The following is an 11,763-nucleotide window of genomic DNA, read 5'->3' on the forward strand; positions in this document are numbered from 1 at the left end:
GATTTAGTTTACAAGATTCTTAAAACTCTGAAGCGCTTTACCCCCTACTAAACTTTCTTTTGCAAGATCCAGGCAGGTTTCGTAGTCGCCATATTTGAGTGTGTTTTTTAGAGCCATGGCTGCATTGGATAACACCACTGCATTTTGCTCATAACTTCCTTTTCCCTCTAGAATGCCTTTAAAGATATCGGCCGCCTGTCTTTTGCTGTTGCCTCCAAAAAGGGCCTCCGGTGCTAGGGTTGTAAAGGAAAGTTCCTCTGGACTTAAAATAGACTCTCCCGAGTTGTCAAAAAATTTCGTGTCCGCGGTGAGAGAGATTTCATCGTATCCATCGAGGGCATGAACCAATAGAAAGTTTTGCTTTTTCTTCTGCAATAAGTACTGATACAAACGTGCGATTTCTAAACTGTATACACCAATCAGGGTATGTTTAGGCTGCGCAGGATTGACCAGAGGACCCAGCACATTAAAAAAGGTTCTTAGTCCAAGTCCTTTTCTTAAGGGAGCTACTTTTTTAAGTGCAGGATGAAACAGGGGGGCGTGGATAAAGCAAATGTTTGCTCTGTTTAAATCTTGATTTAGCCCTTGGGAATCGCTTTTAAATTTATAGCCTAGTTCTTCTAGAACATTTGAAGACCCCGAAACCGTGGAAACTCCGTAGTTCCCATGTTTGGCAACTTTTTGTCCCGTGCCTGCCACGACAAAACTAGCAAGGGTAGAAATGTTAAAGGTGTTTTTTCCATCCCCACCTGTTCCGACAATGTCCACTAAATCCTCGGATTCGAGTTCGATTTCCGTGGAAAGGATCAGTAGGGCCTCACGGAACCCTTCCAATTCTTCTAGTGTGATGGTTCGCATTAAAAAAATCGTAACAAAGGCGGTGACTTCATTTTCATTGAATTTGTTAAGGGAAATTTCCAGTAGTATCGATTTGGCTTCCGCTCGCGAGAGTGTATTGTGATTTAATAAGTATTGAAGTATTTGTTTCATGGGTAGGGGACTTAGGTTGATGGTTAGTTTTAAGCCTATTTGGTAATGAAGTTCTCTAGGATTTTTCTTCCCTCAGGCGTTAAAATGCTCTCAGGATGGTATTGAACGGCGTGGAGATCATAAGTCTTGTGTTTTAAACTCATTGGAATTCCGTTTTTGTCCACACTTGTGATTTCAAGTTCCTCTGGTAAATCCTTTGGATTGACAGCCCAAGAATGGTAACGTCCCACCTGAATCGACTTAGGTAGACCCTTTAGAAGATCGTGCTCTTTGACTTGGATGGCCTCCGTAGAAACACCGTGGAAAATTTCCTTAAGATTATATAAACTGCCGCCAAATGCCTCGGCGATAGCCTGCTGGCCTAAACAAACTCCAAGAATGGATTTTGTACTGGAGTAGGTTTTTATCACCTCGAGCAAATTCCCGGCATCTTTCGGTAGTCCGGGCCCTGGAGATAGAATGATTTTATCGTATTTCTCAACGTCCTGCAAAGGAATTTGGTCGTTTCTAAAGACTTCCACCTTCTCAAGGGTGAGTTGTTCAAGGATCTGAACCAGATTGTAGGTAAAGCTGTCGTAATTGTCTATTACTAGTATTCTCATGTCTATCTCTTTTAAACTAATTTTTCCGCCTTGTTAAGCGCCTTCTTTAAGGCTCCTAATTTGCTGTTGACTTCTTGAAGTTCATCCTGAGCACTGGATTTTGCTACGATTCCAGCTCCTGCCTGATAAATAAGGGTGTTGTTTTGACTCAAAAAGCTTCGAATCATAATGGCCTGATTGCAACTGCCATCAAATCCAATGAACCCAATGCAGCCACCATAGAAGCTTCGTGCTGTTTTTTCGTACCGATCAATCAGTTGCATGGCTCTGTATTTAGGAGCACCGCTTAGAGTTCCTTGCGGGAACGTGGTGGCAATCATTTCGTAGGGGTTTTGATCCTTTGAAAGTTCCGCGGTGACTTCAGAGACCATGTGAATCACATGCGAAAAGAACTGGATTTCTTTAAGTTTTGTGACTGTGGTGTTTTTTCCAAGAATGCTTAAATCGTTTCGGGCTAAATCCACAAGCATGGTGTGTTCTGCATTCTCCTTGGTGTCTTGAAGTAGTCGCTCTGCAGCTTCTAGATCCTCTTTCATCGTTCCTGTTCTTTTGAAGGTGCCTGCAATCGGGTGAATGGTTGCCTTGTGGTTTTTGATGATGAGTTGACTTTCCGGACTCGATCCCATAAGTTTGTAATCCCCGTAATCAAAGTAAAATAGATAGGGAGAGGGATTGATGCTTCGCAAGGCCCGGTACACATTGAATTCATCTCCCTGAAATTTTTGTGTAAATCGTCTGCTTAAGACCAATTGGAATACGTCGCCTTGATAACAGTGGTTTTTGGCGGTTTCGACCAGGGACATAAATTCTTCATCGCTTAAATTGGACTCTTCGTGACCGCTTTTCTTAAACGGAAAAACCGGCGCATTTTTTTGTTGGATTAAATTTTCGAGTAGGGACAATTCCGATTTTAACCCTTTTATTTTGTTCTCAATTAAGAACATTTCATCCGTGTGATGGTTAATCGCAATTACGTATTGGTACAAACGGTAACGTAGAAGCGGAACTCCATTTGGCTCTTCTCTTTCCCTAAAGGGAATCGATTCAAAGAAAGGGATGGCATCGTAGGAGGTATAGCCAAAGAACCCCTGCGCAGATTTTCCAATTTCCAGATTGGGCTCTTCACAGTGAAAGACCTTTGAAAAGGAGTGGAGAATCTCCGTAAGAGATTCATTCTCGATGGGTAGAGTCTGAGAGTTTTCTAGTGGAAATTTTACATGGGCTGTCTGTTGGTTTTTAATTTCAATTCCGGCAATGGCGTTCACAGCAAGAAAAGAATAGTTATTCTCTGCGTTTTGGTTTCCCGCACTTTCCAAAAGAATCGTATCTCGAAATTGATCGCGAAGACGAAGATAGATTCCAATAGGGGTATAAAGGTCTGATAGTTGGGTCTTTACGTGAGTTTGAAGTTTTATTGTTTGAGTGAATTTCATTGGATTTCAAAGATTTTAGACATAAAAAAAGACTTTAACATTCCGTCAAAGTCTTCTTAGTATTTTGGATTAACTATAGTTTTTACACAAAAGAATAAGGCTCAAGACTTTGAAAGTTTTGAGGCCACCACCAATTTGTATTTTTGTTGCTATTCATTGGAGCAAATATAGAGAGGAATTTTTAATCACCAAGAAAAAAAGAATAAAAAATTTGAAGGCCATGCGATTTTAAATGAAAAACAGCGAATTGCCTTGGTATGATTTATCCTATATGTTATTGAGAATAAACAAAATAGAATTTGCGATGGAATTTTATCTAGGGACTTAAATTTTTTTTATTTTCAAGGGGTGGCAGATCTTATTTGTCAGCATTTGCAGGCGCTTTTGAGAAATTCCAGTAGGAATCCACTTGACGGCAAGGCCAGGATTGCACTAAAATGCCCCTTTTCATTGAGGCTTTAAATTGTATTAATATTTTCGCTCATTCTATAATAGGAAGGCAGTGGAATCTATTGAACTTCGTAGCAATTCAATTTTAATGTTATGGAACCAATGAACAAACCAACACAAAAAGGTAAAAACAAACCACCAGCCGGGTATTTAATTGCCCTTGCGATTATTGTAGGACTTATTGTTTTCTACTTTGTCCTTAGTGCAATATTTCCAGAGCTGTTTGAAGATTTAAGCCAAGGAAAAGAAGTTGCACTACTTAAAAGCCAAGTTTTCTTTTCTTCAATATAGTCTCTAGGTAGCTCTGTACCTGAATTACCCGTTTACAATTTCCCCTCCGTTGGGATGAAGTACCTGTCCCGTAAGGTATGAGGCTGCTTCTGAGCCTAAGAATAAGAAACAATTGGCCACTTCGCTCGGTTCTCCTGCTCTTTCCATCGGTGTGTCGCTCCCAAATTCGGAGATTTCTTTTTTTGAAAAGGTAGAAGCGATCAGAGGAGTCCAAATAGGACCAGGGGCGACCGCATTGACCCGAATGCCTTTGCTTACTAAATTAGCAGAAAGACTGCGGGTAAACGATAAAACCGCACCTTTGGTCGCCGCATAATCGATTAAATGGTCGCTTCCCCGATACGCTGTAACCGAGGTCGTATTGATAATAGAGCTTCCTTTTTTCATAAAGGGGAGGGCATATTTTGTAATCCAAAACACGGAGAAAACATTAGAATGAAAGGTTTTAAGTAACTGCTCAGTTGAAATGTCTTCCAGACTATTTGCTTCCCAGTGATTGCCTGCATTGTTAATTAGAATGTCTATTTTCCCAAACGTTTCGATTGTTTTTGAAATCACCTTTTTGCAATGGGCCTCGCGTCCTAAATCCCCTTTGATTAGGATGCATTTGCGATTTAATTTTTTAATTTCTTTTTGAGTTTCTTTTGCATCGCGAGTCTCTGAGAGATAGGCAATTGCAATGTCCGCTCCTTCGTGAGCGAATAATAGGGCCGTGGCTTTGCCAATTCCGCTATCGGCTCCTGTGATTAGAGCTACCTTGCCTTTTAGCCTAACTTGCCAGTTCTCCAAGGGTTTGCTTTTAGCCTTGGGTTTCAATTGACTTTCTTTTCCAGGCTTCGCCTGCTTTTGAAGGGGACGTATTTTTTGGCTTTCTTTTTTTTGCATACTCTTAGAGATTTAAATTAAACAAGTTTTAGTTGAACTATAGTAAAAAAGTAGGCTAAACCTACTTTTTTACTTATTTGTTACTTCCACGGGTAAAGAGCCAGAAAAGTAGGGCAATGACTCCTATCACCACAAGAATCCCCCACCACATTCCTGCCTTGAAAACGGTTTCTACAGCAGCGCAGCTACTTAGAGAGGCTAAAAATAGGACAAAGAGCGTAAAGAGTTTTAAATTTTTCATCGTGCTATGTATTGGTTAGACTACAAATTTAGAATTCATGCGATGAAATTTCTTACAGAGTGATAATGAAAAGGTTACAAAATTTCAAGTGCGCTTCTTGGTCAGGCGGGAGCATGGCATTGAAAAGAGAAAGGTAGGGATTGTCATTTTTGGGTACTTTGCTACCTCTTAAATCAGGGAGTCTACAAAATATACGAAACTAGTATAATTTTTATAGTGGAAAATAGCGGAACTTTATTTCTAGAAGCTACTAATTTGCTAAGAATTACTGAGTATCAAATGTACGATTTGGAATTGATTTTTAAAACTGTGTTTTGCTTTAGCCCTCGTATTTCAACTTAATTGAATCTGTATTTTTAAACGTGAATGCCGATGGACTATAAGTTTTTATCATGGAGATAGTGCGTTGGTCAGAAATTATTTTATATTTGCAAGTCTAATTAACCTTTAAATTAAACCCATTATGAAAGAACTGATTGCAAAAATCAACGAAGAATTTGAGGCTTTTACAAAAGAGGCTGAACTACAAGCTGAGAAAGGAAACAAAGCAGCTGGAACCAGAGCTAGAAAATCAGCATTGGAACTTAGCAAATTGTTCAAAGATTTTAGAAAAGTTTCTGTAGAAGAATCTAAGAAATAATTCTAGATTTGGATAAATTAAATTAAAGACTTCTGAGGATTTTCAGAGGTCTTTTTTGTTTTTAGTATTTCAAGGATTCGATTTAATTCAATTCATTTCAAAAGCCAAAAAGTTCTCTATATTTGCATAAGTAACACTAGAACGTATGCGTAATTTTTCTTGCTTAATTTTGTTTATATGCTTTTATTCTCAGGCTTATGCTCAAGAAAAAGTCAATTCAGATGAACTGTTTGGACAGGCTCGCTCAGCCGCTTTTGAAGACAAAAATTATCCACTGGCCATCGAAAAAAGTAAACAGGCCTTAGAGCTTTCACCTAACTACACCGACATTCGAGTGTTTCTAGGTCGACTTTATACATGGAGTGAAGATTTAACTTCTGCAAGAGAGCTGTTTTCTCAAATGAGAAAGGAAGATTTGAATGATGCAGATTTTTATTTAGCGTATAGTTCGTTAGAATACTGGAATGACAATTCCCTATTTGCCTTAGAGCTTCTTGAAGAGGGTTTAATTAAAAATCCAGCCCATTCCGATTTGATATTACTGCAGGCGAAAATTTTATATTCTGAAGATCGTTACGAGGAAGCTAGCAAAGTGCTGGAAGAAGAACTTGCACGAAACTCGCAAAATGCTTTGGCGCGTGAACTTCTAGAAAAAGTCTCGAACTACAATACAAAAAATGCCCTTGGTTTATCCTACAGTTATTCTCATTTCGATAAACAATTTGAAGAGGATTGGCATACGGTCTCATTAAGTTATAAGCGCGCAACTCCGATTGGATCCGTAATTTTCAAATTGAACCACGCCAATAAGTTTGGCAATAACGGACTTCAAGCAGAAGTAGAAGCCTATCCTCGTATTAACGATTTGTTTTATCTTTATTTAGGAGTTGGCTACTCAGGTGATGTAGGAATTTTTCCAAAATTTAGAACGGGAGCTTCACTCTATGCCAACTTACCTAAGAGCTTTGAAGCGGAAGTAGGATACCGTCATTTGCAGTTCGACTCCACGGTATGGATGTTTACAGGATCTGTAGGGAAATACTACAAGAACTATTGGTTCAATCTACGAACTTATTTAACTCCAAGCACGGAGAGAATCTCACAATCTTACACGGGGACCGTGCGCTACTATTTAAAAAGCACCCATGATTACATAGGTTTTCAAATCGGAACCGGTATCAGTCCAGACGATACAAGAACGATACTTTTAGGAGATAGCGTTTACCGTCTGAAAACATTTAAACTAGGGCTCGATTACAATTTTACATTAAGTGAAAAAGATAGGTTTTCTGTTTCCACTATGTATTTTAATCAGGAATACCGTCCTGGGGTAAAAGGAAATCAAGTGGATGTATCCTTAGGATATAGCCGACTTTTCTAAAAGACCTTATTTCGTTTTTTGAAAGAAATTCTCCACTACTTTTGCGGGTAGAAGCTCAACTCCCTCTCGGAATTGTTGGTTTCGCTGTTTGTAATTCCTAAAGCTTTGCAAGATTTTTTCTTTTTCTGTTCCCTGAATTTCCGAGCTAGGCTCTAATTCTTTTAGTCGGTACACTTGATCGCGATGAACATAGTGGTTTTTATACAGGTAATCTTGCAGTAAGAATTTACTTTGCATCATCCCAACACCAGAGTGTAGCGGATTGTATTCCCCGGTCAGACCATCACCCAACCAAGTCACAGTAGAGGGGGTGGACAGTCCATAGCTTGTTTTATAATAAGCAAGTAAGGTAGGCGCTAGATCAAAATGACTCACAGGATTCAAGAAGCGTTTGCCCATTTTGATTAGAGGAGAGTAAATTAAAAGAGGAACTCTAAAACGATCTAAGGTAGTTTGTAGATCAATTTCCGGCATGCTGTGATCGCCCGTTATCACAAAAATGGTGTTTTTGTAATCAGGTCGTTTTTCATACTCTTTCATAAAATCTTGCAGGGCCTGATCGAAATTGAGTACCGTTATAAGTTCTTTCTTATGATGAATGGAGCGTTCTTTTTGTTCCAAGGTCAAAGCACCCCCGCTGATTCGCTGCTCAAAGCGGGTTTCAAAAAAGGCTTGATTACGGATTAAAAAGGGGTTGTGAGTGGATAAAGTGAGTACCGTGTTAAAATAAGGTGGCGGCGCCACTTTTTGCTCCGTAAGCAATTTCTTAAACACGGCTTGGTCTTCATACCCCCAACTTTCTCCCCCTAGGCTTGAAGGAAGTTTTTCTGCAGGATTTGTGAAGAGACTTTGGTCCACAATCCGATCAATTCCACTTGCTTCAAGATAAGGCTTCATACCATCAAACTCCGCATTGCCACCATGGAAAAATCCAGTTTCAAATCCGTTCGCACCCAGTACGTTCACTAAATTGAAATGGGCTCGAAATGGAGCTTCTAAAAAGCCATTTTCTCCAAAGGGAAGGGATCCTAGTAAAGTAGGAAGGGCTGCAAAAGTCCGCCCAGAAGAACTAACAGTGTTAGGCCAATAGAGTCCCTTCTTTGTTAGGGATGAAAAATACGGTGTGAAATCCCCTAAATATCCTTCAGGAGAACTGTAAGCTTGTCCTAGACCTTCTACGACAATTAGCACTAAATTGGGTGGCGTACTGCTTTTTTCAAAGTAATGAGACAGGAAATCCGAAGTGTTTTCTTTACGCCAAAAGGGATATCGTTTGTCAAGAAGGGTTTGTGTGTTGAGTTCTAATTCGGGTTCAAACCAAGCCGTAAGTTCGGGATGACGAGTTAAGTAGTCGTTCCAATTTGTAAAGGCGAAGTATTGCCATTTGCTACTCGATTTGCTCTGGTCAAACTCACTTTCGGGGCTGCCCAATGACAGTTTCGGTAGTGCAACGCTTAATAATCCTAGGCCTATCAACATAATTCCGATGGACGCAGATTTTGTACTTTTTAGCGAAAACTTCCTAAAGAGGTCGATTAGCATTGCTAAAATTAAGATTGCACCTAAAACATAAGGGATGGACAATTTGCCTGAAGATAGGGCCACTATTTCTAACTCTTGTATTGAATAGTACCTAAGGTCAGCGCCTAATAGATTGTGTGATTCTAAAAAATAAGCGACTAAGATCCATTGCAAAACTACCAATACGACCGAACTAGCGATTAGTAAAATTCTCGAGAAGCGATCGGAATACATTTGAATTAAAAAGAAAACCAAAGCGCCCAGAGATAGAAACGAGAGAATAAACTGTGTGTTGGAGAGCCACAGATTGACTGCGAGATGGGGTGCCTCTTTACTTGGTTCAATGTATTGGTACCACGCCCATTCTCCTAATATTCCTATTTGAAATAAAAGAAAAAGAAGTATGCCTGTGGGCGCCCACTGTTTTACATTAAATTTGAATTTTTCCCAAAGCAGAGTCCATGCACTTGTTTTTCCCGAACTAGGGCTAAAGCCTTGGCGTTTCATTTCCCCCCATTGGTGCCGTTTTTTGAAATAATCGACAAATCCTTGAACCCCGGCCTTCACCACAATAGGATGAAAATAGATCGGTTCGACAAGGGCCGTGACGAAAAGTCGGGTGAGGTCCTTTCGTTTTGTATAGACCTGCTCGCTCAAAAGATCCACTAGGATGGCAAAAACCGAGAAAAGTATTCCCAATGCAGTGACCAGTGCAAGTAGAATAAAAAAGATGAACCAATTAATGAGTCCAAGAATTAGAAAAAGGGTAAAAACAAGGTAACCTGTAAATTCGACGAGTGGACCCAGAAATTCGAACGTTAGCCAGTAGGGTAAACTTATTGTCCCTAGTTTGCGGTATTTCAGATTGAACATTAATCCACGATGTTTCCATAAGGTTTCCATCGTTCCTCTCATCCAACGATTTCTTTGACGAGCCAAAATTTCCTTTGTTTCTGGTGCTTCAGTCCAGCACAGAGGATCTGGAATGGTGATCACTTCGTAGGGTTCCTTCTTTTCCTCCATGTATTTTCGCATGCGAACTACCAATTCCATGTCTTCACCTACGGTTTTGGGATCGTATCCTCCACATGCCACTACAATTTGACGCTCAAAAGCACCAAAAGCACCCGATATTAGAATGAGTCCGGAAGCTCTTGACCATGCCATTCTTCCTAAAACAAACGCACGAATATACTCAAGCACCTGGTTTCTAGCTAGCCAGCTTGTAGGCATCCTAACTTCAACCACCTTTCCATCGACAATTTTGCAATTGTTTACCAATCGAATAACCCCACCGCAGGCAATAACACGTTTGCTAGTTGCTTGCAAAAAGGGTTTGGCGAGTTTGAGTAATGCGTCTTGCTCTAAAATACAGTCGACATCTATACACACCAGATAGTCGCCACTTGAGAGATTAATCCCCACATTTAGTGCATCAGCTTTTCCACCGTTCTCTTTATCCACTACGATTAGTTTGCTAAAGGCCGCATTCGTACTTTTGTAGACCGCTTTAATGGGTTGAGTTTCAATTTGAGTGTCGACAAAAAAACGCACTTCTTTTAGTTGGTAGGCCGCAATCAGTTTCTCGATTGAATCGTCTTTACTTCCATCGTTTACAATGATGATTTCGAGGTTGGAATAATAAAGTGAAAGTAGGGAACGTACGTTCTCCACGATCGTCATCCCTTCGTTGTAGGCTGGGGCAACCAGGCTGAATTTGGGCGCTTGAGATGTGCGGGCAATGATTGAATAATCGGTGAGTGTATTTTCTTTGCGATAGCGCAGTACAGCCCCTAGGGCATACAAAGCGATCCAAGTGTAGACGGCAATTACGCTAATGGCATATATAAAAAACAGCCACGTTACAATAGAAAAAACAGTTGACAGAAATGCGATCATAAAGCTAAATCTAAGGCATGGTAGGCTATTTTTTTCTCAATGGACTCTGGGCTTACTTCCTGCGTAAAACCTATTAGGAATTCTTTCTCCCCAAGTGCCATCAAGGATTTGGCAGCCTGAAGCTGTAATTTAGTATTTGAATTCGATGTAAATTGCTCTTTTAAGAATTGAATAACCAGAACATCGTTTAAAGTAGCCATTTCAGAAAGAATTGTCTGTTGCACCTGCGGATCTACGGTAGGGAATTCTTGAATTAAAGTAGATACCGTCGTTTCATTTTCTAAAAATACAAGCGTTTGTACCACTTCGCACTGCACTTCGTAATTGGAATGATGTAGTAACGCGAGGGCGTGGTTGTATAGGGAAAGTGTCTGATATCGTCGCATGAGGACTAAAGAAAAGATCACAACCGTGGGTTGATCGTTCTGCAGCCAATTGATGAGTTTGGATTCATCCGTGAGCTTGACATCATTTAATTCAAAGGAGAGTCGTATGCGGTGCCACTTGGAAATATTCCATTGAATATCACTTAGAAACTCGAGTCCATCAAATCCTTTGAAATGGATTAAGGCCAGTTGTGCCTCATGTCGTACTGTTTCACTTTTATGGAACGCTAGTTTTTGCATTCGAATAAGTGCGGATTCTACGTTCATCGAACGAAGTTCATTAATGCCTTGCGAGATTTTATAGTCTTTTGAACTATACGTTTTTTGGAGGGCTTCTTTTTCTAATCCGTAGTCCTTGAAAAGCTCAAGTATTTGTGACTCTGCAGACCCTGAGAATTTTTTTTGCGCTTGCACCAATCGGTGCAATAGAAGTTCTCGAAAGTCTTTACTACTTAGGAGGGAATCGAATTCGAGAGATTCTTCCGCTTGCATTTCCTCTATATATTCTAATACAGCAGTGGTGATTTTCGAGTCAATCAGCGCGAGCCATTTAACCTCCTTGTTTTTTCGTCGGTATTCCCTCAAGCTCACGGTAATCACCATGGCAATTAGCACCAATACCAAAACGAGTATAGTGAAAAAAGTAACAACGTAATAGTAAACGTTTCCTTCAATCATACTTATATCTATTTCTGGAATCTTTTGACTCGCAATAGCAACTCATTTGGACTAAAAGGTTTAATAATAAAATCGGATGCACCTAACGAAAATGCATTCAAAACCACATCTTCTTGACCCAAGGCGGAGAGCATAATAACGGGAACGGTTTTGCCCATTTCTTGTAGTGCAGTCAGAATTTCTAATCCCGAAGCAAAAGGCATCATAATATCACTAATAATTAAATCCAGATCAAGGATTCTAATCATTTCAATGGCTTCTTTCCCATTGCTACTTACATAGACCTCCCAGCCTTCTCTTTTGAGGCGGTGTTCGACGGTCTTTTGTATTAATTCGTCATCCTCGGCAATCAATATTCGCATAACT

Annotated in this window: 11 protein-coding genes; 3 read left to right on the plus strand and 8 right to left on the minus strand. The window is 40.0% G+C overall.

What is annotated here, in order from left to right; all coding sequences use genetic code 11:
* Nucleotides 1–3 precede the first annotated feature (3 nt).
* The 3 genes from trpD to ACX3PU_RS04870 are packed head-to-tail and all read right to left on the minus strand — an operon-like array spanning nt 4 to nt 3,025.
* Nucleotides 4–990 (minus strand): anthranilate phosphoribosyltransferase, encoded by a 987-nt coding sequence (trpD, locus tag ACX3PU_RS04860; RefSeq protein WP_459083790.1) that lies wholly within the window; start codon nt 988–990, stop codon nt 4–6.
* Between the two features lie 35 nt (nt 991–1,025).
* Complete coding sequence (locus ACX3PU_RS04865; protein ID WP_459083791.1) at nt 1,026–1,592, minus strand: anthranilate synthase component II; 567 nt, start codon at nt 1,590–1,592, stop codon at nt 1,026–1,028.
* An 11-nt stretch (nt 1,593–1,603) separates the two neighbouring features.
* Nucleotides 1,604–3,025 carry an anthranilate synthase component I family protein gene (locus tag ACX3PU_RS04870; RefSeq protein WP_459083792.1) on the minus strand — a complete coding sequence of 474 codons (1,422 nt, stop codon included), beginning with the start codon at nt 3,023–3,025 and terminating at the stop codon, nt 1,604–1,606.
* Between the two features lie 543 nt (nt 3,026–3,568).
* On the opposite strand from ACX3PU_RS04870, the gene ACX3PU_RS04875 reads away from it, so the two are divergent.
* A complete protein-coding gene (locus ACX3PU_RS04875; protein ID WP_459083793.1) occupies nt 3,569–3,766 on the plus strand; it encodes a hypothetical protein in 198 nt (65 codons plus the stop codon).
* A gap of 24 nt (nt 3,767–3,790) precedes the next feature.
* On the opposite strand, the gene ACX3PU_RS04880 is transcribed toward ACX3PU_RS04875, so the two are convergent.
* Both ACX3PU_RS04880 and ACX3PU_RS04885 read right to left on the minus strand, forming a co-directional pair.
* A complete protein-coding gene (locus ACX3PU_RS04880) occupies nt 3,791–4,651 on the minus strand; it encodes an SDR family oxidoreductase (protein WP_459083794.1) in 861 nt (286 codons plus the stop codon).
* Nucleotides 4,652–4,724: 73 nt separating this feature from the next.
* On the minus strand, nt 4,725–4,892 hold the full coding sequence (locus ACX3PU_RS04885) for a phosphatidate cytidylyltransferase (RefSeq protein ID WP_459083795.1): 168 nt from the start codon (nt 4,890–4,892) through the stop codon (nt 4,725–4,727).
* Nucleotides 4,893–5,355: 463 nt separating this feature from the next.
* Between ACX3PU_RS04885 and ACX3PU_RS04890 the strand changes: the two genes are divergently transcribed.
* Both ACX3PU_RS04890 and ACX3PU_RS04895 read left to right on the plus strand, forming a co-directional pair.
* Complete coding sequence (locus ACX3PU_RS04890; protein WP_459083796.1) at nt 5,356–5,532, plus strand: histone H1; 177 nt, start codon at nt 5,356–5,358, stop codon at nt 5,530–5,532.
* A 145-nt stretch (nt 5,533–5,677) separates the two neighbouring features.
* Complete coding sequence (locus ACX3PU_RS04895; protein ID WP_459083797.1) at nt 5,678–6,913, plus strand: YaiO family outer membrane beta-barrel protein; 1,236 nt, start codon at nt 5,678–5,680, stop codon at nt 6,911–6,913.
* Between the two features lie 6 nt (nt 6,914–6,919).
* Here the strand turns inward: ACX3PU_RS04895 and ACX3PU_RS04900 are convergent, their stop codons facing one another.
* From ACX3PU_RS04900 to ACX3PU_RS04910, 3 genes are read right to left on the minus strand one after another with little or no spacing between them, the layout of a single operon-like run.
* The gene (locus tag ACX3PU_RS04900) at nt 6,920–10,333 is read right to left on the minus strand and encodes a sulfatase-like hydrolase/transferase (protein ID WP_459083798.1); all 3,414 of its coding nucleotides are present in this window, start codon (nt 10,331–10,333) and stop codon (nt 6,920–6,922) included.
* Nucleotides 10,330–11,397, minus strand: a complete 1,068-nt coding sequence (locus ACX3PU_RS04905; protein ID WP_459083799.1) for a HEAT repeat domain-containing protein — start codon at nt 11,395–11,397, stop codon at nt 10,330–10,332. The genes ACX3PU_RS04900 and ACX3PU_RS04905 overlap by 4 nt, the downstream gene beginning before the upstream one ends.
* Nucleotides 11,398–11,405: 8 nt before the next feature.
* Nucleotides 11,406–11,759 carry a response regulator transcription factor gene (locus ACX3PU_RS04910; RefSeq protein ID WP_459083800.1) on the minus strand — a complete coding sequence of 118 codons (354 nt, stop codon included), beginning with the start codon at nt 11,757–11,759 and terminating at the stop codon, nt 11,406–11,408.
* Nucleotides 11,760–11,763: the final 4 nt, after the last annotated feature.

It is taken from the genome of Chryseobacterium sp. A301 (assembly GCF_054489425.1).

Excerpts from the sequence above, each read along its gene's own strand:
- trpD (WP_459083790.1), bottom strand. The coding sequence starts at position 990 with ATGAAACAAATACTTCAATACTTATTAAATCACAATACACTCTCGCGA.
- ACX3PU_RS04865 (WP_459083791.1), bottom strand. The coding sequence starts at position 1,592 with ATGAGAATACTAGTAATAGACAATTACGACAGCTTTACCTACAATCTG.
- ACX3PU_RS04870 (WP_459083792.1), bottom strand. The coding sequence starts at position 3,025 with ATGAAATTCACTCAAACAATAAAACTTCAAACTCACGTAAAGACCCAA.
- ACX3PU_RS04875 (WP_459083793.1), top strand. The coding sequence starts at position 3,569 with ATGGAACCAATGAACAAACCAACACAAAAAGGTAAAAACAAACCACCA.
- ACX3PU_RS04880 (WP_459083794.1), bottom strand. The coding sequence starts at position 4,651 with ATGCAAAAAAAAGAAAGCCAAAAAATACGTCCCCTTCAAAAGCAGGCG.
- ACX3PU_RS04885 (WP_459083795.1), bottom strand. The coding sequence starts at position 4,892 with ATGAAAAATTTAAAACTCTTTACGCTCTTTGTCCTATTTTTAGCCTCT.
- ACX3PU_RS04890 (WP_459083796.1), top strand. The coding sequence starts at position 5,356 with ATGAAAGAACTGATTGCAAAAATCAACGAAGAATTTGAGGCTTTTACA.
- ACX3PU_RS04895 (WP_459083797.1), top strand. The coding sequence starts at position 5,678 with ATGCGTAATTTTTCTTGCTTAATTTTGTTTATATGCTTTTATTCTCAG.
- ACX3PU_RS04900 (WP_459083798.1), bottom strand. The coding sequence starts at position 10,333 with ATGATCGCATTTCTGTCAACTGTTTTTTCTATTGTAACGTGGCTGTTT.
- ACX3PU_RS04905 (WP_459083799.1), bottom strand. The coding sequence starts at position 11,397 with ATGATTGAAGGAAACGTTTACTATTACGTTGTTACTTTTTTCACTATA.
- ACX3PU_RS04910 (WP_459083800.1), bottom strand. The coding sequence starts at position 11,759 with ATGCGAATATTGATTGCCGAGGATGACGAATTAATACAAAAGACCGTC.